The 24,190-nt window shown below is 62.9% G+C and carries 26 protein-coding genes; 16 read left to right on the forward strand and 10 right to left on the reverse strand.

The features are described 5' to 3' along the window. Positions 1-33: 33 nt before the first annotated feature. Genes V5B39_RS04830 through V5B39_RS04840 form a run of 3 tightly spaced genes read left to right on the forward strand, consistent with a single transcriptional unit; the run spans position 34 to position 2,075 of the window. Positions 34-693, forward strand: a complete 660-nt coding sequence (locus V5B39_RS04830; RefSeq protein WP_332341790.1) for a LemA family protein — start codon at positions 34-36, stop codon at positions 691-693. A gap of 6 nt (positions 694-699) precedes the next feature. After that, complete coding sequence (locus V5B39_RS04835) at positions 700-1,578, forward strand: TPM domain-containing protein (protein WP_332341791.1); 879 nt, start codon at positions 700-702, stop codon at positions 1,576-1,578. Continuing rightward, positions 1,578-2,075: a TPM domain-containing protein gene (locus V5B39_RS04840; protein WP_332341792.1), complete on the forward strand. Its 498-nt coding sequence runs from the start codon at positions 1,578-1,580 to the stop codon at positions 2,073-2,075. The genes V5B39_RS04835 and V5B39_RS04840 overlap by 1 nt, the downstream gene beginning before the upstream one ends. A gap of 62 nt (positions 2,076-2,137) precedes the next feature. Here V5B39_RS04840 and V5B39_RS04845 read toward each other — a convergent pair whose 3' ends face one another. Both V5B39_RS04845 and lplT read right to left on the reverse strand, forming a co-directional pair. After that, a complete protein-coding gene (locus tag V5B39_RS04845; protein ID WP_332341793.1) occupies positions 2,138-2,659 on the reverse strand; it encodes an Lrp/AsnC family transcriptional regulator in 522 nt (173 codons plus the stop codon). A gap of 84 nt (positions 2,660-2,743) precedes the next feature. Next, positions 2,744-4,006 (reverse strand): lysophospholipid transporter LplT, encoded by a 1,263-nt coding sequence (gene lplT / locus V5B39_RS04850; protein ID WP_332341794.1) that lies wholly within the window; start codon positions 4,004-4,006, stop codon positions 2,744-2,746. Between the two features lie 167 nt (positions 4,007-4,173). Between lplT and V5B39_RS04855 the strand changes: the two genes are divergently transcribed. From V5B39_RS04855 to V5B39_RS04870, 4 genes are all read left to right on the forward strand, one after another. After that, positions 4,174-5,076, forward strand: a complete 903-nt coding sequence (locus tag V5B39_RS04855; protein WP_332341795.1) for a LysR substrate-binding domain-containing protein — start codon at positions 4,174-4,176, stop codon at positions 5,074-5,076. Beyond that, complete coding sequence (alr, locus tag V5B39_RS04860) at positions 5,076-6,176, forward strand: alanine racemase (RefSeq protein WP_332341796.1); 1,101 nt, start codon at positions 5,076-5,078, stop codon at positions 6,174-6,176. The genes V5B39_RS04855 and alr overlap by 1 nt, the downstream gene beginning before the upstream one ends. A gap of 2 nt (positions 6,177-6,178) precedes the next feature. After that, positions 6,179-7,561, forward strand: a complete 1,383-nt coding sequence (radA, locus tag V5B39_RS04865; RefSeq protein WP_332341797.1) for a DNA repair protein RadA — start codon at positions 6,179-6,181, stop codon at positions 7,559-7,561. 109 nt (positions 7,562-7,670) lie between these two features. Next, on the forward strand, positions 7,671-8,558 hold the full coding sequence (locus V5B39_RS04870) for an alpha/beta fold hydrolase (RefSeq protein ID WP_332341798.1): 888 nt from the start codon (positions 7,671-7,673) through the stop codon (positions 8,556-8,558). Here V5B39_RS04870 and V5B39_RS04875 read toward each other — a convergent pair. After that, positions 8,555-9,337 carry a protein-L-isoaspartate(D-aspartate) O-methyltransferase gene (locus V5B39_RS04875; RefSeq protein WP_332341799.1) on the reverse strand — a complete coding sequence of 261 codons (783 nt, stop codon included), beginning with the start codon at positions 9,335-9,337 and terminating at the stop codon, positions 8,555-8,557. The two genes, V5B39_RS04870 and V5B39_RS04875, sit on opposite strands and share 4 nt — an antisense overlap. A 236-nt stretch (positions 9,338-9,573) precedes the next feature. Between V5B39_RS04875 and V5B39_RS04880 the strand changes: the two genes are divergently transcribed. Beyond that, positions 9,574-10,461: a DMT family transporter gene (locus V5B39_RS04880; RefSeq protein WP_332341800.1), complete on the forward strand. Its 888-nt coding sequence runs from the start codon at positions 9,574-9,576 to the stop codon at positions 10,459-10,461. Here V5B39_RS04880 and V5B39_RS04885 read toward each other — a convergent pair. Both V5B39_RS04885 and V5B39_RS04890 read right to left on the reverse strand, forming a co-directional pair. Then, entirely contained in the window at positions 10,458-11,288 is an 831-nt protein-coding gene (locus tag V5B39_RS04885; RefSeq protein ID WP_332341801.1) for an alpha/beta fold hydrolase, read from the reverse strand. The genes V5B39_RS04880 and V5B39_RS04885 overlap by 4 nt on opposite strands. Before the next feature lie 31 nt (positions 11,289-11,319). Beyond that, the gene (locus tag V5B39_RS04890) at positions 11,320-11,529 is read right to left on the reverse strand and encodes a DUF465 domain-containing protein (RefSeq protein ID WP_332341802.1); all 210 of its coding nucleotides are present in this window, start codon (positions 11,527-11,529) and stop codon (positions 11,320-11,322) included. A gap of 316 nt (positions 11,530-11,845) precedes the next feature. Between V5B39_RS04890 and V5B39_RS04895 the strand changes: the two genes are divergently transcribed. The 6 genes from V5B39_RS04895 (at position 11,846) to V5B39_RS04920 (ending at position 17,602) form a co-directional block, all read left to right on the forward strand. Then, a complete protein-coding gene (locus tag V5B39_RS04895) occupies positions 11,846-12,166 on the forward strand; it encodes a hypothetical protein (protein WP_169070627.1) in 321 nt (106 codons plus the stop codon). Then, complete coding sequence (gene greB, locus V5B39_RS04900; protein WP_332341803.1) at positions 12,138-12,671, forward strand: transcription elongation factor GreB; 534 nt, start codon at positions 12,138-12,140, stop codon at positions 12,669-12,671. The genes V5B39_RS04895 and greB overlap by 29 nt, the downstream gene beginning before the upstream one ends. Positions 12,672-12,798: 127 nt before the next feature. Then, positions 12,799-14,718 carry a molecular chaperone HtpG gene (gene htpG, locus V5B39_RS04905; protein ID WP_332341804.1) on the forward strand — a complete coding sequence of 640 codons (1,920 nt, stop codon included), beginning with the start codon at positions 12,799-12,801 and terminating at the stop codon, positions 14,716-14,718. Positions 14,719-14,738: 20 nt separating this feature from the next. Continuing rightward, complete coding sequence (locus tag V5B39_RS04910) at positions 14,739-15,227, forward strand: DNA-deoxyinosine glycosylase (protein WP_332341817.1); 489 nt, start codon at positions 14,739-14,741, stop codon at positions 15,225-15,227. A 214-nt stretch (positions 15,228-15,441) separates the two neighbouring features. Next, on the forward strand, positions 15,442-17,244 hold the full coding sequence (locus tag V5B39_RS04915; RefSeq protein ID WP_332341805.1) for a GspE/PulE family protein: 1,803 nt from the start codon (positions 15,442-15,444) through the stop codon (positions 17,242-17,244). A 115-nt stretch (positions 17,245-17,359) separates the two neighbouring features. Then, the gene (locus V5B39_RS04920; RefSeq protein WP_332341806.1) at positions 17,360-17,602 is read left to right on the forward strand and encodes a hypothetical protein; all 243 of its coding nucleotides are present in this window, start codon (positions 17,360-17,362) and stop codon (positions 17,600-17,602) included. A gap of 4 nt (positions 17,603-17,606) precedes the next feature. Here the strand turns inward: V5B39_RS04920 and V5B39_RS04925 are convergent, their stop codons facing one another. From V5B39_RS04925 to mltA, 3 genes are all read right to left on the reverse strand, one after another. Next, a complete protein-coding gene (locus V5B39_RS04925) occupies positions 17,607-18,161 on the reverse strand; it encodes a DUF924 family protein (protein WP_332341807.1) in 555 nt (184 codons plus the stop codon). A 415-nt stretch (positions 18,162-18,576) separates the two neighbouring features. Further along, the gene (locus V5B39_RS04930) at positions 18,577-19,779 is read right to left on the reverse strand and encodes an ammonium transporter (protein ID WP_332341808.1); all 1,203 of its coding nucleotides are present in this window, start codon (positions 19,777-19,779) and stop codon (positions 18,577-18,579) included. A 176-nt stretch (positions 19,780-19,955) separates the two neighbouring features. Further along, positions 19,956-21,188 carry a murein transglycosylase A gene (gene mltA / locus V5B39_RS04935; RefSeq protein WP_332341809.1) on the reverse strand — a complete coding sequence of 411 codons (1,233 nt, stop codon included), beginning with the start codon at positions 21,186-21,188 and terminating at the stop codon, positions 19,956-19,958. Between the two features lie 55 nt (positions 21,189-21,243). Here mltA and V5B39_RS04940 point away from each other — a divergent pair, with 55 nt between their 5' ends. Further along, entirely contained in the window at positions 21,244-22,200 is a 957-nt protein-coding gene (locus tag V5B39_RS04940; protein WP_332341810.1) for an ATP-binding protein, read from the forward strand. Between the two features lie 28 nt (positions 22,201-22,228). After that, a complete protein-coding gene (locus tag V5B39_RS04945) occupies positions 22,229-23,176 on the forward strand; it encodes a Nudix family hydrolase (protein ID WP_332341811.1) in 948 nt (315 codons plus the stop codon). A 158-nt stretch (positions 23,177-23,334) separates the two neighbouring features. On the opposite strand, the gene V5B39_RS04950 is transcribed toward V5B39_RS04945, so the two are convergent. Next, positions 23,335-23,637: a type II toxin-antitoxin system RelE/ParE family toxin gene (locus V5B39_RS04950; protein ID WP_332341812.1), complete on the reverse strand. Its 303-nt coding sequence runs from the start codon at positions 23,635-23,637 to the stop codon at positions 23,335-23,337. After that, complete coding sequence (locus V5B39_RS04955; RefSeq protein WP_332341813.1) at positions 23,634-23,867, reverse strand: addiction module protein; 234 nt, start codon at positions 23,865-23,867, stop codon at positions 23,634-23,636. Before V5B39_RS04955 ends, V5B39_RS04950 begins: the two co-directional genes overlap by 4 nt. Positions 23,868-24,190: the final 323 nt, after the last annotated feature.

Consider the following 24,190-nt stretch of genomic DNA (forward strand, 5'->3'; position numbering starts at 1 on the left):
GTACCCTGTTCACTCCTCATCAAGGAAAATGTCATGCGACTGCGAATTCTGATCCTCCTGACCCTGTTTACCGGTCTGCTCTCCGGCTGCGGTTACAATACCTTTCAGAGCGGCGACGAGGCGATCAAGTCGGCCTGGTCCGAGGTGCTCAACCAGTATCAGCGGCGAGCCGACCTGGTACCGAACCTGGTGGCGACGGTACAGGGCTACGCCAGCCACGAGAAGGACGTGCTGACCCAGGTCACGCAGGCGCGCGCGCGGGTGGGTGCGATTCAGGCAACGCCGGAACTGGTCAATGATCCCGAGGCCTTTGCCAGGTTCCAGCAGGCGCAGGTCGGGCTCAAGAGCGCGCTGTCACGTTTGCTGGCGGTTTCCGAAAATTATCCCCAGTTGAAGGCGGATGCCGCTTTCCGCGACCTGCAGGCACAGCTCGAAGGCACCGAGAACCGGATTACCGTGGCCCGTAACCGTTACATCAAGGCGGTCGAGGGCTACAATGTTTCGGTACGTACCTTCCCGAACAATCTCACGGCGATGATCTTCGGTTACACCGTGAAGCCGAACTTCAGTGTCGAGAACGAGCAGGCGATTTCGACGGCGCCGAAGGTTGATTTCGCCAGGCCAGCGCCGGCATCGCCTGCCGCCGCTACGCCGACAGACGCCGGCAGGCCGGCGCCAGCAGCCAGTTACTGAGCAGCCGTGTCAAGCCTTCCGGCCCGTCTTGCCGCCTGGCTGTTGGGCCTATTGCTGCTGGTCGGTGCAGGTTTTGCCCGTGCCGACGAACCACAGGCGATTCCCCCGCTGGCGGCGCGGGTGACCGACCTGACCCGTACGCTTGGCGTCGATCAGCGTCAGCGGATCGACGCCAGGTTGGCTGCTTTCGAGAACGCCAGGGGATCGCAGATTGCCGTGTTGATCGTTCCGACGGTCCAGCCGGAAAGCATCGAGCAATACGCGCTGCGCGTCGTCGAGTCCTGGAAACTGGGTCGCCGCGGTGTCGATGACGGCGCGCTGCTGCTGATTGCCAAGAATGATCGGAAACTTCGCATCGAGGTGGGCTACGGTCTGGAAGGAGCACTCAACGATGCGACCGCGAAGCGAATCATCAGCGAGACGATCAGCCCGCGTTTCAAGAAGGGCGATTTCTACGGCGGCATCGATGCCGGGGTCGCCGCGATGATGCAGGTAATCGCCGGCGAAGCGCTGCCACCGGCAGCACCGGTCGATGGCGCTCGGCGTGCCGATGTGGACGATCATTTCGAGATGCTGCTGTTGATCGGCTTCGTCCTGGTCTTTGTGGTTGGCGGCGTCCTGCGAGCCATTTTTGGACGTTTTCTGGCGGCCGGCATGGTGGGTGTCGCCGCCGGGGTGATCGCTGCGATGCTGATCTCGTCGCTGCTGATCGCCGCCGTCCTGGGTGTAGTGGCCGCCATCGTTTCGCTGTTTCTCGGCATGCGGGGAGGCAGCGGCTGGTCATCCGGCGGCATTTCCTGGGGCGGTGGCGGCGGGCGTGGCTCCGGCGGGTTTTCAGGGGGCGGCGGCAGCTTCGGCGGCGGCGGTGCTTCGGGAGACTGGTGATGCGATTGCAGAGAATTTTTCGTCATCTGGTGCTGCCGCACTGGTGGGTGTTGCGTGCGCTTCCCGCTGCATCGTTGCAGCGAATCGAGCGGGCGGTTGCTGCCTCGGAATCGATGCATCGTGGCGAGTTGCGCGTGGTGGTCGAGGCCAATCTGCCCCTGTCCGGTCTGTGGCGCGGTCAGTCGGCACGGGCGCGGGCGATCGAACTGTTTTCGCAGTTACGGGTCTGGGACACCGAGGAAAATAGCGGCGTGCTGATTTATCTGCAGTGGATCGATCGGCGTGTGGAAATCGTCGCGGATCGCGGCATCAACGCCTGCGTTGGGCAGGCATTCTGGGACGGTGTCTGCCGCCAAATGGAAAGCGCTTTCCGGAGCAAGGATTTCGAGGGCGGTACGCTGCTTGCATTGCGCACGATCACCGCCGCACTGGCTGAACACTTCGCTGCCACAGGCGAAAAATCCAACGAGCTACCCAATGCCCCGCTGGTGCTTTAACGTGGAAGTCGCGCCTGCGACGCACGCACCTTCCCTCTGATGCAGGCGGGAGGGGGGAGGAATCAGCTTTCGGCATAGCGCACGCGCGGGCGTGACTTGCTCGGCTGGGTGAGATGGTCGAGAGGCAGGACATGCGTCTGTTTGACTGTCTGCAGGGCAATGCTGGTCTTGATGCGGGCAACGCCAGGTAGACACAGCAGGCGCTTCATCATCAACTGGGAAAACACCGCCAGATCGGGAACCACGATACGCAGCATGTAGTCCGCGTCGCCACTGACAGAGAAGCAGTCAACGACTTCCGGCATGGCCGCGATGGCGTTTTCAAAGGCCCCGCTGGCCGCATCGTTGTGCCGTTCGAGGATCACCTGGGCAAAAGCGGTGACTCCCAGGCCCAGCGCCGTGGGGGCAAGCAGCGCAACATATCCGGCGATGATGCCATCTTCCTCGAGCCGCTGGATGCGGCGACTGATCTGTGACGCAGAGAGACGGATCTGCTCACCGAGCGTTGCGTTGGTGGCGTTGCCCTTGCGCTGTAACGCATCAAGCAATGCAAGATCGTAACGGTCAATGGTGATTTTGGACATGATCGGCACTTTCTGTGCATGAAATATGCGCAGTATAGCGGTTTTTGCCCTTGGTTCAATCAGCCGGGAATGGCCCGGGCCAGTTCAGAGTGCGCTGTCGTCGAGCTGGCTCACGTCATCCCGGATTTCCTGATTGGCTTCATGGCGGCCCTTGACGAGCCACATCGCGCCACTGACGAACATGCCGAACAGGGTAATCACCAGGTAGATCGAGATGTTGGCGCGCATCATCAGGAAATAAAGACCGGTCATCGCCAGGATCGACAGGTTCTCGTTGAAGTTCTGAACGGCAATCGAGTGTCCGGCACCCATCAGGATATGGCCGCGGTGCTGCAATAGCGCATTCATCGGCACCACGAAGAAGCCGGAGAGCGCGCCGATCAGGACCAGCAGGGGAATGGCGAGCCACAGGTGATGGACAAAGTTCATCACCAGCACGATGATCCCCATGGCGATGCCGAGCGGAATCACGCGCACCGACTTGCGCAGGGTAATCATTCTCGCCGCGCCGGCGGCACCCAGTGCCACGCCGACGGCGACCACGCCCTGCAGCATGCTCGACTTCGAGAGACCGAGGCCGAGCGCGGTTTCGGCCCATTTGATGACGATGAACTGGAGGGTGGCACCGGCGCCCCAGAACAGGGTGGTCACCGCCAGCGACACCTGGCCCAGGCGGTCACGCCAGAGCAGTGCCAGGCAATGATTGAACTCGCGCAGCAGATACCAGGGGTTCTTGTGCAGTACGCGGTGATCGACGCCGGTATCGGGAATATGGAGGTTGAACAGTGCCGCGAGCAGGTAGAGGGCAGCGACAAAGCAGAGCGACATTTCGCCGATGGTATCGACGCCGGTATCGATGACCGGAAAATCGAGGCTGAGCAGATGATAGGCGACCTCCGGCTGGATCAGGGTGCCGCCGACGACGACGCCGAGAATGATCGCCCCGACCGTCAGACCCTCGATCCAGCCATTGGCGACCACCAGCAGACGGTGCGGCAGGTATTCCGTGAGGATGCCATACTTGGCCGGTGAGTAGGCGGCCGCCCCAAGACCGACGACCGCGTAGGCCAGCAAGGGGTGGGCATCCCAGTACATCATCGCGCAGCCGAAGATCTTGATTCCGTTGCTGATGAACATGACCCGCCACTTCGGCATGGAGTCGGCAAACCCTCCCACAAAAGCCGCCAGAGCGACATAGGAGACGGTGAAGAAGGTCTTGAGCAGCGGCTCGTACTCGCTCGGCGCGTGCATTTCGCGCAGGAGCGAGATGGCAACGATGAGCAGGGCATTGTCGGCCAGCGCTGAAAAGAACTGCGCAGCCATGATGATGTAAAAGCCGAAAGGCATTGGATAGTATGATGCCCTGTGGGTTGGGTGTTGGCCTTATACCATGAAAGACGCCAACTTGTTAGCCGCACCGGCGGCCGGGCGCTGTGCATTGCACCGGCACAGATCTGGCTCGCCGGGCTGTTTTGTGTTTGAATCTGGTTTAAAGGAAAAAGGAGAGATGGCTGGTGGCTGATCGTCGACTACAGGTATTTCAAGCGGTGGCCAGACACCTTTCCTTTACCAAGGCTGGCGAGACGCTGTACATGACGCAACCGGCCGTGACCTTTCAGATCAAGCAACTCGAAGAACATTTCAACACCCGTCTGTTCGAGCGCGGCGGCGGGCGAATCTCGCTGACGCCGGCCGGAGACTTGGTGCTCGACTACGCGGAGCGCATCCTGGGACTGACCAAGGAGCTCGACGTGCGTGTCGCCGAGATGACCGGGCAGATGAGCGGCAGTCTGCTGGTCGGGGCGAGCACGACGATTGCCGAGTTCATGCTGCCACCGATCCTGGGCGAATTCAACGTCCGTTATCCGCAAGTGCGTGCGCGGCTGACCGTTGCCAACTCGGAAGCGATCAGCAATGCCATTGCCGCCCATACCCTCGACATCGGCCTGATCGAATCAAACACTCACCATGCCAGCCTGCAGTGCGAAATCTGTGGCGATGATGAACTGCAGGTGGTGTGCACGCCCAGTCACCCCCTGTCCAAGCGTAGCGAGATCGATGCACGCAGCCTGCTGGGATACGACTACATCGCGCGTGAAGCGGGTTCGGGCACCCGCGAAGTCACCGACGACTATTTTCGGGCTTGTGGCGTCGATCCCGAGAAACTCAGGATGCTGATGGAGTTGTCGAGTCCGGAATCCTTGAAGGGCGTAGTGGCGACCGGTCTGGGCTACTCGATCGTGTCGCGGGCGAGTTTCGAGAAGGAACGGCAACTCGGAACACTCGTCGCCGTGCCGCTGCGACCGCGACTGAAGCGTACCTTGTCGCTGGTTTATCCGAAAGAGCGCTTCCGCTCCAGAGTGGTCCTCACCTTCGTCGACTTCGCCAGGAACAAGCTGCGCGAGCTGTCTGCCTGATGCCGCGCCCGATTGAAGCCCGCATCGATCTGGCGGCGTTGCGTCACAATTACCGGGTCGCGAAAAGGCATGCCGGTGCGGCCAGGGCCTGGGCGGTGGTCAAGGCCAATGCCTACGGGCATGGCCTGCTGCGTGCGGCGACAGCGCTCGGCGAGGTCGCCGACGGATTCGCCCTGCTCGACCTCGATGAGGCGATCAGCCTGCGCGAGGCCGGTATCCGTCAGCCGATTCTCCTGCTCGAAGGTTTCTTTGCTGCGGCCGATCTGGAAATCTGTGCGACGTATGGGCTGAGTGTGGTCATTCATCACCTCGAACAGTTGCAGATGCTGCGCCATGCCGCCCTGCCGGTCCCCCTGCCGATCTATCTCAAGCTCGACAGCGGCATGCATCGCCTCGGCCTGTCCGGCGGGCAGATTCCGGCCGCGCGCCGCGAACTGGCGGCGCTGGCGGCGGCGACGGCGCCTGCCCCGGTGACCCTGATGACGCACTTTGCCGAAGCCGACGCGGTCGGCGGTGAGCGCTGCATCAACTGGCAGCTCGAACGCTTTGCCCGCATGCTGGCCGATTGGCCGGAGGCCGCGAGCCTGCCGGTCTCGGTGGCCAACTCGGCTGCCATCCTGCGTTACCCGCAGACCGCGTATGCCTGGGTACGGCCGGGGATCATGCTCTATGGCGGCAGCCCGTTCGCCGATCAGGACGCCGCGAGCCTCGACCTCAAGCCGGTGATGACGCTGCACAGCCGGATTCTGGCGGTGCAGGAAATCGGCATCGGCGAGCGCGTCGGTTACGGCGGCACTTTTGTCGCGCCGCGGCCGACGCGCGTCGGCGTCGTCGCCTGCGGTTACGCCGACGGTTATCCACGCCATGCGCCCAGCGGCACGCCGATTCTCGTTGCCGGTCAGCAGACACAGACACTCGGTCGAGTGTCGATGGACATGCTCGCCTGCGACCTGACCGATCTGCCGGGCGCCGACGTCGGCAGCCCGGTGGTCCTCTGGGGCGAGGGTCTGCCGGCCGACGCGGTGGCGGCAGCTGCACAGACCATCAGCTACGAGCTGTTCTGTGCGCTGGCACGGCGCGTTCCGGTGGTCGAAACCTGAGCATGGCGCGGCCGGGGAACACGCCAAAAACCGTTTTCACCTGCAGCGAGTGCGGTGCCGGCAACAGCAAGTGGCAAGGCCAGTGCCCCGCTTGCGGGGTCTGGAATACGCTGGTCGAGACGATGGTCGAAGTACCGGTGGCCACCGGCAGCCAGCGGCGTTTTGCCGCGCTCGGCGGTACCGCCGGATTGCAGACGCTTTCCGAAATCGAAGCGCGCGAAGAGGATCGGCTGCCGACCGGCATTGGCGAGTTCGATCGGGCGCTCGGGGGCGGACTGGTCAGCGGAGGCGTCGTGCTGATCGGCGGCGATCCGGGAATCGGCAAGAGCACGCTCTTGTTGCAGGCGCTGGCGGCCCTGTCGACGACACAGCCGGTGCTCTATGTCAGCGGTGAGGAGTCCGGCCAGCAGGTGGCGATGCGCGCACGGCGGCTGGCGCTCGACACGGGCAAACTGCAACTGCTGGCGGAAATCCATCTTGAGAAGATCCTCGCCACGCTGCAGTCGGCGCAGCCGCAGGTGGCAGTGATCGATTCGATCCAGACGCTGTGGTCGGAGCAGCTCAGTTCGGCGCCGGGGTCGGTCGCGCAGGTGCGCGAATGCGCGGCGCAGCTCACCCGCCTGGCCAAACAGACCGGCATCACGGTGATCCTGGTCGGCCACGTCACCAAGGAGGGCGCGCTGGCCGGGCCACGCGTCCTCGAACACATCGTCGACACCGTTCTTTACTTCGAGGGCGACACGCACTCGAGTTTTCGTCTGATCCGGGCGGTCAAGAACCGCTACGGGGCGGTCAACGAAATCGGCGTCTTTGCCATGACCGACCGCGGACTGAAGGGGGTGAGCAACCCTTCGGCGATCTTTCTGTCGCCGCACGGCAGCGATGTTCCCGGCTCCTGCGTGCTGGTCACCCAGGAAGGCACGCGACCGCTGCTGGTCGAGATTCAGGCGCTGGTCGATCAGGCGCACGGCAACCCGCGCCGCCTGACGGTCGGGCTCGACGCGCAGCGACTGGCGATGCTGCTGGCGGTCCTGCACCGCCATGCCGGCATCGTCTGCTTCGATCAGGACGTTTTCGTCAATGCCGTCGGCGGCGTCAAGATCAGTGAACCCGCCGCCGACCTCGCGGTGCTGCTGGCGATCGTCTCGTCACTGCAAAACCGCGCCTTGCCAGCCAAACTCGTGGTGTTTGGAGAAGTCGGCCTGGCCGGCGAAATTCGCCCGGCGCCGCGTGGTCAGGAACGCCTCCGGGAGGCCGCCAAGCTCGGCTTCACGCGTGCGCTGATTCCCGAGGCCAACCAGTCGAGGCAGGCGATCAGCGGCATCGAAGTGATCGCCGTGCGGCGCGTCGAAGAAGCCGTCGGGCGGCTGCGCGAACTCGCATGAAGGGCGCTCGACGCCGTCGTGGGGAGGGTTCACGGAAACCGACTTTTCTCTCTTGCGGAAGGGGCACGAAGATCTTGAAGGTTTCCACCTTACCCGAGTGGATCAACGGGTGCAGACACTGACTCCTTTCCGCTGCGAGCGGGTGGTGATCAATCGCCTCGCTTACAACGTGCGCCATTGGGGTCCGGACGATGCGCCGCTGCTGCTGATGCTGCATGGCTGGATGGATTCTTCGGCCAGCTTTCAGTTCACGGTCGATGCGCTCCGTCACGCGTGGCATGTGGTGGCGCCGGACTGGCGTGGCTATGGGCAAAGCGAATGGCTGAACCGCCGCTATTGGTTCGCCGATTACTACGCTGACCTCGATGCGCTGCTTGATCGTTATAGCCCCGGTGCGCCGGCACGCATCGTCGGCCACAGCATGGGTGGTGGGGTGGCGAGCATCTACGGCGGTGCCCGGCCGGATCGGATCGCCGGCCTGCTGATGGTCGATTTCCTGGGCCTGCAGCCAAACGCAATCGACGAAGCGCCCGGCCGCATCCGCGCATGGCTCGACCATGCGCGCGGGACACCGAAGCTGCGCGCCTACGCCAGCCGCGAGCAGCTTGCTGCGCGACTGCTGCAGTTCAACCCGCGCCTCCTCCCCGAGCGGGCCGCGTTTCTGGCGACGCATTGCGCAACCGAGCTGCCCGACGGGCAGTATGTCGTTGCTTGCGACCCCTGGCACAAGATTCCCTCGCCCCACCTCTACCGGATCGAGGAAGTCATGGCCTGCTGGCGGGCGATGACTGCCCCCGTCCTGCTGGTGACGGCCGACGAAGGCTATGTGCAGCAGCGCTTCGGCAAGTCTCCCGACGAGCTGCAACGACGAATGAACTGCTTCGCGAAGGGAAGCGTCGCCCGCATTGACGATTGCGGGCACAACGTGCAGCACGATCGGCCGGAAATGCTGGCCGGGTTGATCGAATCGTTTTTCGCAACCGTGCCAGGCTGCTAGCGGCGGCTGGCGGTGCCGGTCATTGGTACGAAGCGCACCGGCAGGATGGCTTCGCGCTGCAGCGTCTGTCCCCGTTTCCGCAGCAGATACAGGTTCTGATCCTCGAGTTCTCCGACCGGAATGATCATGCGACCGCCTTCCCTGAGCTGGTCGATCAGCGGCTGCGGCACGTGATCGGGGGCGCAGGTGACGATGATGGCGTCGAAAGGTGCCGCTTCCGGCCAACCCAGGTAACCATCGCCGTGCCGCACGCTGACATTGCCGTAGCCGAGTCTGGCCAGATCGGCCTGCGCCCGGATGGCGAGCGGCTCGACGATTTCGATGCTGTACACGGCACGCACCAGACCCGCCAGGATAGCCGCCTGGTAACCCGAGCCAGTGCCGATTTCCAGCACCCGGTCGGTCGCTTGCGGTCCCAGTTTCTCGGTCATGAAGGCAACCACGTAGGGCTGTGAGATGGTCTGGGCATAGCCGATCGGCAGTGGCCGGTCATCGTACGCGTAGCGCCTGAGTCTGGCCGGAACGAACTCATGTCGTGGCACCGTGGCCATCGCCTTGAGCACCTCGGGATGGCTGATGCCGCGCGTCCTCAACTGTTCTGCGACCATGCGCGTTCGCGCACGGTTGTAGTCCATGTCGGCGGCTTCGACGGCATGAGTGGCAAAGAACAGGGCGGACAGGAGTGTCCGCCACGGCGCCGTGAAATGTCGCCGCTGCTGTGGCGCTTGCCAGGGCAGCGTTGCCGGACCCGGTGCCGGTGGATGCGTATTTTCGGACATCACGATCTCCCAAGAACGGTACTGGTGGCGCAGGATGATCCACCGCGGGCGGCAATCGAACACACCCTGCACTCGGCGCGGACGAGCCGGCGATTGCAGCCTGTCGTCTGATTTGAGTATAGGTTCCCGGCAAGGCTTATGTCATCATACCTCTTCCGCAGTACCGGCAGGCTTTGCAGACTGTCCGGATTCTTTCACCCGCGCTGCCACGGCGGCATCGTTTCCGAGTTCCTCTGATGGTTCCACCTGTTCCCGGCACAGGCACGCGTCTTGGCGGTTTCGTCTGTATCGTCGCTTCGGCGGCTGGTTTCGGAGCCATGCCGATCTTTGCCAAGCTGGCTTACGCCGAGAGTGTCGATTTGCCAAGCATGTTGTTCCTGCGTTTCGCGCTGGCTGGTCTGATGATGGCCTTGCTGATGCGCGTACGCGGGATGGTGTGGCCAAGCGGCCGTAATCTGCTGCTGCTGGTGGCGATGGGTGGGGTTGGCTACGTCGCCCAGTCGTTCTGCTACTTCGCCGCCCTGCAGTATGCAACGGCCAGCCTGACGGCACTGCTGCTTTACCTCTATCCGGCGATCGTCACCGTGCTGTCGGCGCTGCTGGTGCGGCGGCGACTGTCGCCGCTGCGCCTGTTGGCGGTGGTGGCGGCGCTGTTCGGTACCGGTCTTGCTGTGGGTGGCAGCCTTGCCGGCAGTGTTCCTGGCATTCTGCTTGGAATCGGGGCGGCGTTGATCTACTCGGTCTATATCCTGGTTGGCGAGCGCGTCACGCCGCTGGTCGGGGCGATGCCGTCGGCAACGGTGATCATGCTTGCGGCGGCGTGGGTGTTCGGGCTGGTCGTGCTGGCGCGCGGCGCGGCTTTCCCCGTATCGCCGGTGGCCTGGGCGGCCGTCGGCGGTATCGCGCTGTTCTCGACGGTGGTGGCGATGATCACCTTCTTTGCCGGCATGGCGCGGCTGGGTGCGGCCGATGCGGCGACGCTGTCGACGCTGGAACCGGTGGTTACGGTGATTCTGGCCGCGATCTTCCTTGGCGAGGCAATCGGCGGTTGGCAGATCGCCGGGGGTGCGATCATCCTCGCCGCAGTCGTCGTGCTGGCGCGCTCGGGCGCGGAGCCGCGCTAGCGGGCCTGGCCGGCGGCGTTCGCCGGGCTGACGAGGAAGTTCAGGAGGTGCTCGACGACTGCTTGCGGCTGTTCGTTCATCATGGCGTGTCCGCAGTCGGGAATCTCGGCGCGCAGCACCTGGCGCAGAGCCGATTGCAGCGCCGGCAGGTTGCGGCGTGGCGTCATGCGGTCGCGGCACGCGACCAGCAACAGGGTCGGGCAAGCGACTCTGGCGGCGGCCTCGAGGCCGCGCACATAGTGGTTGCAGTTGGCGAGATCAATCGCCAGCGTGCCCGGCGGGCTTCGGCGCATGATTGCCAGCGTCACGCCGGGTCCCCAGATGCCGTGACCGGTACCGCCGGTAAGTTGGAACCGTTGGGTCAGCGAATACTCGTTCATCATTCGAAGGACGCTGTCGGGATGAGCTGCGGCGCAGCTGAGCAAGACCTCGGCCACCGGCATCGGTGCTGAGGTACCGAGCAGCGCCAGCCGGTGCACACGTTGCGGATGGCGCGCGGCGCACTCGAGTGCAATCAGCGAGCCCATCGAATGCCCAACCAGAATCGCCTGTTCGACAGCGGCGGCATCGAGCAGTCGCACCAGCCAGTCGGCGAGTGCCTCGATGCTGCGCAAGGGTGGTCCGCTGGAGAGGCCGTGCCCAGGCAGGTCGGGAACGAGCACCGCGCAGCCGGCAGCGGCCAGACCGCCGGCGACCTGCTGCCAGGCGTCGCGATCATTGGCGGCCCCGTGGATCAGCAGCAGCGGCAGCCAGCGCGAGCACGCCGGGTCGAATGGCCGGCCGCCAGTGCTCAGGCAGCAGCGGTGGCCAGCGACGGTCAGTTGCATACGCGTCTTGTCAGCATGGCGGGTCGCCGGATCAGGCTCGGTCTTCCGGCTCGATCAGGTGCTCGAGAAGCGCAATGCGGTCCTTGAGCAGCAGCTTGCGTTTCTTGAGACGTCGGACCAGGATGTCGTCGGGTGGCGGGTTCTGCGTCAGGTGATCGATCACCTGGCCGAGATCGTGATGTTCGATCCGTAATTCTTGCAGGGTGACGCGGTTTGCAGTGATCTGTTCTTCGGTCAGCATGATTGGCGATATCCCCGGGTGGTGAGTCGGATGAACCGGTCAAGGCTTGCCGCGCCCAGTGGACGAGCATGCCAGAAACGACGGTGAGTCAGGTTCCGCGCATTTGCCGGGCGATCACGACTGCGAGATGGCGGCGGCGAAAAGGCTTGACCCGGAGGCTATGGTAGGCGCGCCAACGACAAAAAACAACGGCGGCGCGATTGATTGCCGCCCTCAATAACTTGCCATGCACGCTTGGGACTTGCAGCCTGGAGTGCTTTTGCGAATAGAATAGAGGATGCATTGGTAACTTTGAGACACCGCCGGGAGGAGGCAGATGGTTTACCACATTATCGTTTCGTTTGGGCGGGAGAGACAGTACGAGTTCAAGTTCTCCCATACCGAACTGGCCGTCGGTTCTCCCGAAGAAGCACGCCGCTGGTTTGACAAGGAATTTGCCGACCTTGAATGCGAACCCAGCAATCCGATGGGCAAGGTATTGATCATCGACAAGATTCTCAATGTTGCCCGGTACGGCGGTGAGCAGCGCTTCATCGACGGCAAGGACTGGGCGACCCGTTTTGCCCGTTACACAGCACTGGCCCTGGGGCGCGATACCGTGCGCATCGATGTCGCCGCTTTCAATATCGGCTACTGATCCCATACGGCAGTTGCCGGAAGGGACTCGCAACTACATTACCCCGGGCGGGCACGCGCGCATCCGTGCGGAGCTTGAGCAGTTGTTGCGCGTCGAGCGCCCGCAGGTCGTGTCCGTCGTGCAATGGGCGGCAGCGAACGGTGACCGCTCCGAGAACGCCGACTACATTTATGGCAAGCGGCGGCTGCGCGAGATCGATCGGCGCATCCGCTTTCTGACCAAACGCCTCGATCTCGCTGAGATTGTCGATCCGCTGACGCGGGCGAACAGTGATCAGGTTTTCTTTGGTGCGACGGTGACCCTCTGTGACCCGCAGGGACTTGAAAGTACCTACCAAATCGTCGGCGTGGACGAGACCGACTTCGCGCGCGGACGCATCAGCTGGGTGTCGCCATTGGCGCGCGCGCTGCTCAAGTCACGGGCGGGCGATACGGTTCGTTTTCAGAGCCCGGCCGGCTGGCGCGAGGTCGAAGTGCTCTGTGTCGAGTATCTGAGCATCGACTGAGCGATCCTGGCGACGCCGGCGATCTTGCCGCCAGGGCTTGAAATCGCAAACTTTGTCCCCACTTGCGGCTGCATTGCGCCGGTCTGGCGCGGCCATTCTTTTTTCAACGTTTTTCACGGAGTCTCGCATGGGTGCACAGAAGGAAACCCTCGGTTTTCAGGCCGAAGTCAAACAACTGCTGAATTTGATGATTCATTCGTTGTACAGCAACAAGGAGATCTTTCTGCGCGAACTGATCTCCAACGCTTCCGACGCCTGCGACAGACTGCGCTTCGAGGCCTTGAACAATGCCGGCCTGTACGGTGACGACAGCGATCTGAAGATCCGTGTCGCTGTTGACAAGGACGCGCGGACGCTCAGCATCTCCGACAACGGCATCGGTCTGTCGCGAGAAGAAGCGGTAGAGCACCTCGGAACGATCGCCAAATCGGGAACGCGCGAGTTCTTTGCGGCACTGACCGGCGATCAGGCCAAGGATGCGCATCTGATCGGCCAGTTCGGTGTCGGTTTCTATTCGTCGTATATTGTTGCCGACAAGGTGACGGTGCTTTCCCGCCGTGCCGGCCTCGAAGCCAATCAGGCGATCCGGTGGGAATCGTCGGGTGAGGGCGATTTCACGATCGAGGTGATCGAACGGGCGCAACGCGGTACTGAAGTGACCCTGCACCTGCGCGAAGGCGAGGATGAGTTTCTATCGAACTGGAAAGTGCGCGAGATCATCCGCAAGTATTCCGACCACATCACCTTGCCGATCGTGATGAAGAAGGAAGAATGGAACGAGGAAAAGAAGGCGCAGGTCATCACCGACGAAGACGAAACCGTGAACCAGGCTTCAGCCTTGTGGACTCGTCCCAAATCGGAGATTGGCGACGAGCAGTACAAGGAGTTCTACAAGCATGTCGCGCATGATTTCGAAGATCCGCTGGCGCATGTGCACGCCCGTGTCGAAGGCAAGCAGGAATACACACAACTCCTGTACATCCCGTCGCGCGCACCCTTCGACCTCTTCGAGCGCACCGCCCGCCACGGCATCAAGCTCTATGTGCGTCGCGTCTTCATCATGGACGACGCCGAGCAACTGATGCCGCTTTATCTGCGCTTCGTGCGCGGGATCGTCGACTCCAACGATCTGCCGCTCAACGTCTCGCGTGAAATCCTGCAACAGTCACGCGACATCGAGAGCATTCGTGGTGGCTGCGTGAAGAAGGTCCTCGGTCTGCTTGAAAGCCTTGCCGACAGTGAAGAGGAGGCTGACAAGGAAAAGTACGCAAAATTCTGGAAGGAATTCGGCCGCGTGCTCAAGGAAGGTGTCGGCGAGGATTTCACCAACAAGGATCGCGTTGCCAAACTGCTACGCTTTGCCTCGACACATGCCGATACGCCGGACGAGAATGTCTCGCTCGCCGCTTACGTGTCGCGGATGAAGGATGGCCAGGAGAAGATCTACTACGTCACCGCGGAGACCTTCACCGCCGCCAGAAACAGCCCGCACCTCGAGATTTTCCGCAAGAAGGGCATCGAAGTGCTGCTGCTCTCCGACCGCGTCGATGAATGGGTCACCGGTCATCTGACCGAGTTCGACGGCAAGCCGCTGCAATCGGTGGCCAAGGGCGGGCTCGATCTCGGCAAGCTCGAGGATATGGCCGAGAAGGAAGAGGCCGAGAAGGCGGCCGACGAGTACAAGGAACTGCTCGGAAAGATCAAGACGACCCTGGGCGACAAGGTCAAGGACGTTCGCGCCACGCATCGCCTGACCGATTCGCCTTCGTGCCTGGTGGCCGATCAGTACGACCTCGGCGGCAATCTGCAGCGCATCCTCAAGGCTGCCGGCCAGCAGGCGCCGGCGAGCAAGCCGATCCTGGAAATCAACCCGAAGCATCCGGCGGTACAGCGCCTGAAATACGAAGAGGCCCGTTTTGACGACTGGGCCAATCTGCTGCTTGAGCAGGCGACGCTCGCTGAAGGCGGGTCGCTCGAGGACCCGGCGGGTTTCGTCAAGCGCATCAACGACCTGATGCTCGCGCTCTCGCTCGGCAGCGGCCGTTGATCGCCGGCGGTGGGCCGGCGCTGCTGCACGGTCTGCCGCCGATTCTCGATGCCGGCGTGAGGAGCCTGATTCTCGGCAGTTTCCCTTCGCCGGCCTCGCTGGCGGCAGCGCATTACTATGCGCACCGCCAGAACCAGTTCTGGCGCCTGCTTGGCGCCCTGCTCGTCGAGCCATTGCCCGAACTCGATTACGCCGACAAGCAGCGGTGTCTGCTCAAGCATGGCATCGGAGTCTGGGATGTCTATCGCCAGTGCCTGCGCGAGGGTGCGCTCGACGCAGCGATCCAGTCGCCGGTGCTCAACGATTTTGCACGATTGCGTCGCGATGCGCCGGCCCTGCAGCGTGTCTGCTTCAACGGCCAGACCGCTGGCAGATGTGCCGGCTGGTTTCAGCAACAGGGCTATGAAACCTGCGTCCTGCCTTCGACCAGCCCGGCGTATACCCTGGCTTTTGAACGCAAACTTGCGGTCTGGCGGGCAGCGGGGCTTGGCACGCTGTCAGGAAATTAACGGTCACGGCGGTCGCCGGCCCGGCGCGTGCCGATGCCCTGGCCCATTTGCTCGGCGCGTCGGTTGGCTGCGAAGGGGAGGGCCGGCTGAGCCGGCGTCCCGGACCGGAACGAATCCGTACCGATCTCATACACCGTCCGGCTGCCGGCATTGAGCCACATGGGCTCTGTCCGGTATAGTGCCCGATGCTCGAACATCCACAGGGAACACTGAAATGTCCCAAGCGTCCCAAGTTGCGGTCAACACCGTACATGAACATCGCCTGACGCTGGCAGAAGTCCTCAAGGGCTTGCTTGAGGATGGCTTGGTCAGCGCGCCCGACGCCGATAATCTGGTCAAGGAGAGTCGCCTCAAGCGTTTGGCGGCGCATCCTCTGGTGATCATTGCCGATCAGAAGTGGAAGACACAGAAAGAGCCGCATCGGCCATTGACTCTCGAAGAACTCGGCGAGTGGCTGGCGCACAGGGTTGGCCTCGAGTACCAGCACATCGACCCGCTGAAGGTCGATTTCACGGCGGTGACGGAGGTCATGTCGAGTGCCTATGCAACGCGCTATGGCATGCTGCCGATTCAGGTGACAACGCGTGAAATCGTGGTGGCGACGACCGAGCCTTTCCTGCGGGACTGGGAAAAGGAGATCAAGGCGATCGTCAAGAAGGAAATCCGCCGGGTGATGGCCAACCCGGTCGATGTCGCGCGCTATCTGGTCGAGTTCTACAATCTCGCGCGTTCGGTCAAGAAAGCCGCCCAGCTCGGCGGACCCACCGGCAACCTGTCTTCATTCGAGCAGTTGGTCGAACTCGGCCGCACCAATCGCCAGTTTGACGCCAATGACCAGCATATCGTCAACATTGTCGACTGGCTCTGGCAGTATGCCTTTGACCAACGCGCCAGCGACATCCATATCGAGCCCCGGCGCGAAATCGGTATCGTGCGTTTCCGGATCGACGGCGTTCTGCATCAGGTGTACCAGATCCCGATGAGCGTCATGGCGGCGATGGTCAACCGCGTCAAGATTCTCGGCCGCATGGACGTGGTCGAGAAACGGCGCCCGCAGGATGGCCGCATCAAGACGCGCACTGCGGATGGCCTGGAAGCCGAACTGCGTCTGTCGACGCTGCCCACCGCTTTCGGCGAGAAGTTGGTGATGCGGATTTTCGATCCGGATGTCCTGGTCCGCAGTTTTGCCGACCTTGGCTTCACCGACGATGACCAGATGCGCTGGAAGGAGATGTCGGAAAGGCCGAACGGAATCATCCTGGTGACCGGTCCCACCGGTTCCGGTAAGACCACGACACTCTATTCGACACTGAAGCAGCTCGCCATTCCGGCCGTCAACGTGTGTACCATCGAAGATCCGATCGAGATGGTCGAACCGGCGTTCAACCAGATGCAGGTGCAGAACGTCATCGACCTCGGTTTCGCGCAAGGCGTGCGCGCGCTCATGCGTCAGGACCCGGACATCATCATGATCGGAGAAATTCGCGATCTGGAAACCGCCGAAGTGGCGATCCAGGCCGCCCTGACCGGCCATCTCGTGCTGTCGACCTTGCATACCAACGATGCCCCGGCAGCGATCACGCGCCTGCTCGACCTCGGCGTTCCCTCGTATCTGCTCGGCGCGACGGTCCTCGGCGTCATGGCACAGCGCCTGGTACGCATCCTCTGCCCGCATTGCAAGCAGGTGCATCAGGCCAGCCCGGTCGAGGAAAAGATGTGGGATCAACTGGTCGCACCCTGGAAATCGAATCGTCCGGCGCGCTTCTACCGACCGGTCGGTTGTCTCGAATGCCGAATGACCGGTTACCTCGGGCGTGTCGGGCTGTACGAAATTCTGCTCCTGTCACAGGACATCAAGCTGGCGATCAGTGAAAACAAGGACATCGCCAAGATTCGTGACCTGGCTTACCGGGAAGGCATGAAGCCCCTGCGCATTTCCGGAGCGATGAAGGTTGCTGCCGGGGTGACCACCCTTGCCGAAGTTTTCAAGGTTGCGCCGCCGGTCGAGCAGGCCTGACTCCCGTCCAGTTTGCCAAGAGGCTGGAGCGCGAAGTGATCGTGCGCAGCGTGTTCGGAACCAACACCTTGAGAGGCTTCTGGCGCAGAACGCGGAGCTGCTTGCCGGCAAGGGGATGAACCCGCCACTGTTCGATGATGCAGATCAGATGGCAACCGATGGCTACCACAAGAAGATACAGGAGAGACTCACCGCAGTGACTGCGAACCCGGCACACACGACCGAGTTCACCGTGGCCTGGCAGGAAATTGGGAATGCGTGGCTGCCGCTATGGGGGTTGCGCCCCCACTGGAACGGGCTGGCGCGCGCGAGGGTGGCTCTGGAAAGGGAACAGGTAATCAAGCGGTGGCTGCGGTAGAAACTCAGAACGATGATCCTGGCATCTGCAGGAACGCCATTTCTTCTGGTGTCGACGGGCGGCCAAGCGTCGCATTGCGGTGCGGGTAGCGGCCGAAGCGTTCGATGATCGTCTGGTGCCGCAACTCGAAAGCCAGGTGGTCTGCAAGTCCTGGCGCCGAGAACAGGCGTACGGCGATTGCGTGGATTGCTGCCGACTCGCTGTGCATGTACGGCAGGTAAAGGAAGGCGCGCCGTTCGATGGGCAGTGAATCGTCGACTCCCAGGGAAACGGCTTCCTGCGCGAGTGCGAGCGCCATGCCGTCGGCAGCGAATGCTGCGGCGCGACCGCGATGAATGTTGCGTGAGAACTGGTCGAGGACGATGATCTCGGCGAGCCGACCGTCGCCATGCGTTCGCCACGCGTACAGCTCGCAGCGCGTTGCTGCTGCGTGCAGCGCAGCAAAGCGATCCGAGATCTGGCGATCGACCTGCGGCGATTTTGCCCACCATTGCAGCGGCTGAAGTTCTTCGAACCAGAATGCGAGAATTTCTCCGGGTGTAGCGAAAGCCGCGTTCATTTTTTCTCCTTTCCTGTTCTTGGCCCGGCAAGCGCGGGCGCTGTTGCGCTTGCGTGGGGTCGTCGCGCCCAGGATCGGGCGTGGTCTCATGCCTGGTGGGCGCCGTTCAGGTGCGCTGCGCCGGGCGTCGCCCACCCGTGACGGCGTTCCCGAGGCGCATACCGCGCGGAATTTTGGCGCCGACCAACCTCGCGGAGAACCGTCGCGGATCCCCGCCACACGGGAACAGCCCAGAGCATCACGAACTGGTTGTCATCGAACCGACCGAGGGAATTGACCGCAAATTTTGGACTGGACTCCTGCCGGGGCCCCCGGGCGAGTGGCGTCTGCTCTGCCCCGGCCTACACGACAGCGCGGGCCGGCTGCTGCGGAAGTGGTGCTCGGTGAAACCTCCGCCTTCGCCCTCCGCCAGGGATTACCAGTTGGTTTCGCGTTCGGGGGTCGCGGTGATCTTGTGGATCGACAGATCGGCGCCGTTGTATTCCTGTTCCTGATCGAGACGCAGGCCGACGACGGCTTTCAGCAGGCCATACACCAGACAGCTACCGGCCAGTGCAATGGCGATCGCCAGACCGGTCATCAGCAGTTGCGGCATGAAGGCGACGCCGCCGACGCCGCCGAGCGCCCGGCTGCCGAAGATACCGGCGGCGAGACCGCCCCAGGCGCCACAAAGACCATGCAGTGGCCAGACGCCGAGGACGTCGTCGATCTTCCAGCGGTTCTGGGTCAGCGTGAACATCACCACGAACAGGCCGCCGGCGATACTGCCGACGAACAGTGCGCCGATCGGATGCATCACGTCGGAGCCGGCGCAGACCGCGACCAGACCGGCGAGCGGACCGTTATGGACGAAGCCGGGGTCGTTTCTGCCCGCGACCATGGCCACCAGCGTGCCGCCGACCATCGCCATCAACGAGTTCATCGCCACCAGTCCGGAGATCTTGTCGATCGTCTGCGCGCTCATGACGTTGAAGCCGAACCAGCCGACGGTCAGAATCCAGGCGCCAAGCGCCAGGAACGGAATCGACGATGGCGGGTGGGCGGAAATCCGCCCTTCCTTGGTGTAGCGCCCGTAGCGTGCGCCGAGCAGCAACACCGCTGGCAGGGCGATCCAGCCGCCCATCGCATGCACCACGACGGAACCTGCGAAGTCGTGGAATTCTTCTCCATAGTGGGCTTTCAGCCAGGCCTGGAGGCCGAAGGCCTGGTTCCAGGCAATGCCTTCGAAGAAGGGATAGATGAAGCCGACGATCAGAAAGGTCGCGGCCAGTTGCGGGTAGAACTTGGCACGCTCGGCGATGCCGCCCGAAACGATCGCCGGGATCGCGGCCGCGAAGGTCAGCAGGAAGAAGAAGCGCGTCAGCTCGAAGCCATTCTTCTGCAGCAGCGTTTCGGCGCCGGCGAAGAAGTGGATGCCGTAGGCGATGCTGAAGCCGATGAAGAAATAAGCGATCGTCGACACCGAGAAATCGGTCAGGATCTTGACCAGCGCGTTCACCTGGCTCTTCTTGCGTACCGTTCCCAGTTCGAGAAAGGCAAAGCCCGAGTGCATCGCCAGTACCATGATGCCACCGAGCAAAATGAACAGAACGTCACTACCAGACTTGAGTACTTCCATGGTTCCTCCGGAATATCGGGTCGAAGCCATCAAGCAAATTCTGTTCCAGGCTCAGCTTATCCTGGATTCAATGACTTGCACGCATTTTTGGTTCTTTTGGCGCACTGTTGTGGTGCATTATGACTCGTTCACGCACCAAAAAAGGAGTCCATGCACTGGTTTGCACCACGCTCGGCCTATTTTGGTGCGGCGCTCAACGGCAGGAGAACCCACATCTGCCCTGGCTGTTTCATTCGGCCGGCCTGATGGCCGGCTTGCGTCCCGAAGCCCCAGAACAGATCGGCACGTACGACACCGCGAATCGCGCCGCCGGTATCCTGCGCCAGCACGAGACGGCGCAGCGGTGTCGGCGAATCAGGCTGGCTGGTGGCCAGGAAGACCGGGGCGCCGAGTGGCGTGTAGCGGGGGTCGACGGCGATGCTGCGCTCCGGGGTCAGCGCGACGCCGAGCGCGCCGGTCGGGCCGTCATTGCCCGTGGCGGGTTGTTCGCGAAAGAACACATAACTTGGGTTGGTGTTCAAGAGCTCGTTGACCCGGCCCGGATTGGCTCGCGCCCATTGCTTGATGCCTGCCATCGAAGCCTGTTCGAGGCTCAACTCGCCGCGGTCGACGAGTATCCGCCCGATCGACTGATAGGGGTGGCCATTCTGGTCGGCGTAAGCCAGGCGAACCGTTTGGCCATCGGGCAGCTTGATCCGCCCGGAGCCCTGCACCTGCAGAAAGAACAGTTCGACGGGGTCGTCGACATAAAGCAGGACGCGGTCGGGGTGGTCCTTTTCCTGAGCGGTGATTTCCGCACGGGAAAAATAGGGAACCACCCTGTTGCCTTGCAAACGGCCGCGCAGGCGCAGGCTCTTGAGATCCGGCAGGACCGCGCCGAGGTCGATGGTCAGCAGGTCGGGCGGCACGCCGAGCACCGGCTGCAGAAAGGGCTTGGCACGCGTCCGCGCGCCGTGCAGCAGCGGTTCGTAGTAGCCGGTGATCAGCCCGCTCGTCGTGGCGTCGGGATTGGTCAATAGCCAGGGCTGGAAACGCGACTCGAAGAAGCGGCGGATGCTGGCCGTCGCCGATCCGTTCAGACTCCGTGCCTCGTCACAGACCACCTGCCATTGCGGCCACTGCGGCCGCTTGGCGAGGGCCCGGCAGGATTGCAGGAAGGCCGGCCAGGCGGCTGCGAGGTCATCGTCGTTCCAGCCCGGCAGGTCGCTCCAGCGCGCGGCCTGTAGCGGCCTGGCAGCGGCCGGTTGGGCGGAGGCCGTTGATCCGGCCGCAGCGCAGGGTGGACAGGCCGGGCAAGCAGGGGGCGCGGCACAGGCGCTGCTCGGCGCTGGCGTCGCACAGGCGTTGAGCAATACCGCAAGCAGGACAGCGAAGACGACGAGGAAACAGCAGGATTGGCTTTTGTGCATGGTTTGGCTAGAGTGTCGGGTCCGTCAACCTTCGAAGTATACTGTCCGCGCTCCGATGATCGACTCTTTCCAGAAAATTGCACACTTCCTCGTTCGCGCTGAACAGTTCCTCGATCGTCTCGAGCCCTTGCTGCCGCCGACCTCCCCGTTTCCGGACTGGGCTGCAGCCTGCGCTTTCCGCTGGCGAACCCGCCGTGGCGTTGCTTATCTGCAACCGATCACGCGCCTGCCCACGATCCGGCTTGGCGATCTGCAGGACATCGACGAGCAGAAAGCGCGCATCGACGCCAACACGCGCCACTTCGTCGCCGGCCAGCCGGCCAACAATGTGCTGCTTACCGGTGCGCGCGGATCGGGCAAGTCGTCGCTGATCAAGGCGCTGCTCAACGAATACGCCGCGCAAGGACTGCGCGTGATCGAGGTGGAAAAGGGCGACCTGACCGACCTGCCGGACATCGTCGAACTGATCGATGGACGCCCGGAGCGCTTCATCATCTTCTGCGACGATCTTTCCTTTGACTCCGGCGATGCACGCTACAAGGCGCTGAAGGTCGTTCTCGACGGTTCGATCGCCGCGGCGCCCGAAAATGTGCTGATCTACGCTACCTCGAACCGGCGGCATCTGATGCCCGAGTATTTCGCCGAGAACCTGGAGAGTCGGCGCGTCGGTGAGGAAATTCATCCCGGCGAAGCGGTCGAGGAAAAGATTTCGCTGTCCGAGCGCTTCGGCCTGTGGATTTCCTTTTACCCTTTCGACCAGGAGGCCTATCTCAACATCGTGGCGCATTGGCTGCAGTCCTTTGGCTGTGCCCGCGACGAAATCGTCCGTGCCGAGCGCGATGCGCTCAACTGGGCGCTCGAACGCGGTTCGCGCAGCGGGCGCGTCGCCTGGCAGTTCGCCAGGGACTGGGCCGGCCGGCAACTTGCTGCGCCAGGTCGCCAGAAGCGGCCGCGCGGCGTGCCGGCCACCTCGCCAACGACCGCACGCAAGCGCTCGCGGAACGTCGCGTGAACTGCCGAGCGGCGATTCGAGGCGCCTCATGACCCAGGTGACCGAAGTGGCGGCGGCAGTGATGCTGCGCGGCGATCCGGCGGCGCCCGAGTTTCTGCTTGCGCAACGCCCGCCCGGAAAGGTCTATGCCGGCTACTGGGAATTCCCGGGCGGCAAGGTCGAACCTGGCGAGACGGCGCGCGCGGCGCTGGTTCGTGAACTGCAGGAAGAACTCGGCATCACCGTCGAGCAGGCCTGGCCGTGGGTCTGTTGCGAATTCAGCTATCCGCACGCGACGGTGCGCCTGCGCTTCTTTCGTGTCAATAGGTGGCACGGCGAGCTGGCGGCGATCGAGCACAGCGGCCTGATCTGGTTGCAGTCCGGCGTGGCAGCGAGCGTCGCACCGATCCTGCCGGCCAACGATCCGATCCTGCGCGCGCTCGCGCTGCCGTCGCTATACGCACTGAGCAATGCCGAGGAGTCCGGCGTGGCGGTCGAACTGGCGCGACTGCAGAACGCCCTGGCCAACGGATTGCGCCTGTTCCAGGTGCGCGACAAAACGCTGCCGCCAACGCAACGCCACGCCTTTGCGCGCCAGGTCATGGCGCTGGCGGCCAGGCATGAGCAGGTGATGGTGCTGATCAACGACGACCAGGAACTCGCCCGCAGGGTCGGCGCCGGGGGCGTTCACCTTTCGTCGCAGCGACTCTGGCAGATCGAACGGCGCCCGGATTTTGCTTGCGTCGCCGCCTCGTGCCACGGCCCTGCGGACCTGGCTCGCGCCGCCGAACTGGGACTCGATTTCGTCGTCCTCGGCCCCTTGCTGCCGACGGCCAGCCACCCCGGAGCAGCCGGCATCGGCTGGCCAGCGTTCGCGCGGCTCATTGAACGCTCGCCGTTGCCGGTCTATGCGCTGGGCGGCTTGCAGCCGGAGATGCTCGAAACGGCGAGGCGCCACGGCGGACACGGCATCGCGCTGATGCGTGGCTGGCGCTAGAGTAGTGGGATAGGTCGCGCCAGCGAATCAGGAACGGCTGAGAGCTTGTGAAGAAATCGTCGCGAGCGGGCCGAGCTGCCAGGCGCGAGCGAGCGAACGACGAGACCTATCGTTTGAGTTCAGCGGCGGAGCGTAGCGGAGTCCGCTGGAACGCTAAGTTAGGCGCGCCCGGAAACACGGTGACGCCAGTAGCCGGGTTCACGGTGGCAGTGCATGACTGCAACAATCAGCACGAAGTCCGCTTCGACGGTGTAGAGCACGGCGTAAGGAAACACACGTGTGAGACACCGCCGAATATCTTCCTCCAGGATACGCCAACGTTCGGGGGCTTCGAGAATCTGCCGAACAGTGTGTTCAACCGCCGCCATGAAGCGGATCTCCAAACCCGCCTGACAACCCGCATAATACTTGGCAGCCTCTTCGTACTCCGCGAGGGCCTCGGGGTGGAACTCATATTTCATTGACCAAACATCCGACGGACTCGCTCCAATGCTTCATCGCCGGGGATAGTTTGCACTCGTCCGGCGCGGACGTCGTCTCGGCGGCGGCGCGCCTCGGCAGCCCAGAGTTGTTGAATGTAGCCATCTTCTGCCGGATCAAGGCTTTCCACTAGGCGGTCGGCGAGCAAAGCTCGTGCTTCGCTCGGCAGGGTGAGTGCTTCTTCAGCGATTTGTTCGACGGTCAAGTTCATAGGGATTGACTCCTGGTTAAGAACGCCTTTTCAGAAGGCCCAAACTTGCTAAAAAGCCGGAGACAACAAGCCTGAGCTTCCCTCGGTTTTTCGCCTTCCAAAGGATGAGTTTCATGCTACCAGTTTTTCCTGATGCTGCTGGCTAATCCCATGCTCCAGGATTTGAACTGGAGAGCGGTAGCCGAGGGTCGAATGCTGCGTAATCGTTCACACCCCCTCAACAAAACCTTCCAGCGTGATGATTTGTATGGGATAGTTGCGGCACTTTCGGACGACCTGAGCGACGCGGGGCGATGCACCTGAGCAGACATGACCTTTTCCAG

The sequence above is a fragment of the Accumulibacter sp. genome (assembly GCF_036625275.1).
GTDB lineage: Bacteria > Pseudomonadota > Gammaproteobacteria > Burkholderiales > Rhodocyclaceae > Accumulibacter.

What these genes read in the sequence shown, in the direction of transcription:
- V5B39_RS04830 (WP_332341790.1), top strand. Translation starts at nt 34, where the DNA reads ATGCGACTGCGAATTCTGATCCTCCTGACCCTGTTTACCGGTCTGCTC.
- V5B39_RS04840 (WP_332341792.1), top strand. Translation starts at nt 1,578, where the DNA reads ATGCGATTGCAGAGAATTTTTCGTCATCTGGTGCTGCCGCACTGGTGG.
- V5B39_RS04845 (WP_332341793.1), bottom strand. Translation starts at nt 2,659, where the DNA reads ATGTCCAAAATCACCATTGACCGTTACGATCTTGCATTGCTTGATGCG.
- lplT (WP_332341794.1), bottom strand. Translation starts at nt 4,006, where the DNA reads ATGCCTTTCGGCTTTTACATCATCATGGCTGCGCAGTTCTTTTCAGCG.
- alr (WP_332341796.1), top strand. Translation starts at nt 5,076, where the DNA reads ATGCCGCGCCCGATTGAAGCCCGCATCGATCTGGCGGCGTTGCGTCAC.
- radA (WP_332341797.1), top strand. Translation starts at nt 6,179, where the DNA reads ATGGCGCGGCCGGGGAACACGCCAAAAACCGTTTTCACCTGCAGCGAG.
- V5B39_RS04875 (WP_332341799.1), bottom strand. Translation starts at nt 9,337, where the DNA reads ATGTCCGAAAATACGCATCCACCGGCACCGGGTCCGGCAACGCTGCCC.
- V5B39_RS04880 (WP_332341800.1), top strand. Translation starts at nt 9,574, where the DNA reads ATGGTTCCACCTGTTCCCGGCACAGGCACGCGTCTTGGCGGTTTCGTC.
- V5B39_RS04885 (WP_332341801.1), bottom strand. Translation starts at nt 11,288, where the DNA reads ATGCAACTGACCGTCGCTGGCCACCGCTGCTGCCTGAGCACTGGCGGC.
- V5B39_RS04890 (WP_332341802.1), bottom strand. Translation starts at nt 11,529, where the DNA reads ATGCTGACCGAAGAACAGATCACTGCAAACCGCGTCACCCTGCAAGAA.
- V5B39_RS04895 (WP_169070627.1), top strand. Translation starts at nt 11,846, where the DNA reads ATGGTTTACCACATTATCGTTTCGTTTGGGCGGGAGAGACAGTACGAG.
- greB (WP_332341803.1), top strand. Translation starts at nt 12,138, where the DNA reads ATGTCGCCGCTTTCAATATCGGCTACTGATCCCATACGGCAGTTGCCG.
- htpG (WP_332341804.1), top strand. Translation starts at nt 12,799, where the DNA reads ATGGGTGCACAGAAGGAAACCCTCGGTTTTCAGGCCGAAGTCAAACAA.
- V5B39_RS04915 (WP_332341805.1), top strand. Translation starts at nt 15,442, where the DNA reads ATGTCCCAAGCGTCCCAAGTTGCGGTCAACACCGTACATGAACATCGC.
- V5B39_RS04920 (WP_332341806.1), top strand. Translation starts at nt 17,360, where the DNA reads ATGAACCCGCCACTGTTCGATGATGCAGATCAGATGGCAACCGATGGC.
- V5B39_RS04925 (WP_332341807.1), bottom strand. Translation starts at nt 18,161, where the DNA reads ATGAACGCGGCTTTCGCTACACCCGGAGAAATTCTCGCATTCTGGTTC.
- V5B39_RS04930 (WP_332341808.1), bottom strand. Translation starts at nt 19,779, where the DNA reads ATGGAAGTACTCAAGTCTGGTAGTGACGTTCTGTTCATTTTGCTCGGT.
- mltA (WP_332341809.1), bottom strand. Translation starts at nt 21,188, where the DNA reads ATGCACAAAAGCCAATCCTGCTGTTTCCTCGTCGTCTTCGCTGTCCTG.
- V5B39_RS04940 (WP_332341810.1), top strand. Translation starts at nt 21,244, where the DNA reads ATGATCGACTCTTTCCAGAAAATTGCACACTTCCTCGTTCGCGCTGAA.
- V5B39_RS04945 (WP_332341811.1), top strand. Translation starts at nt 22,229, where the DNA reads ATGACCCAGGTGACCGAAGTGGCGGCGGCAGTGATGCTGCGCGGCGAT.
- V5B39_RS04950 (WP_332341812.1), bottom strand. Translation starts at nt 23,637, where the DNA reads ATGAAATATGAGTTCCACCCCGAGGCCCTCGCGGAGTACGAAGAGGCT.
- V5B39_RS04955 (WP_332341813.1), bottom strand. Translation starts at nt 23,867, where the DNA reads ATGAACTTGACCGTCGAACAAATCGCTGAAGAAGCACTCACCCTGCCG.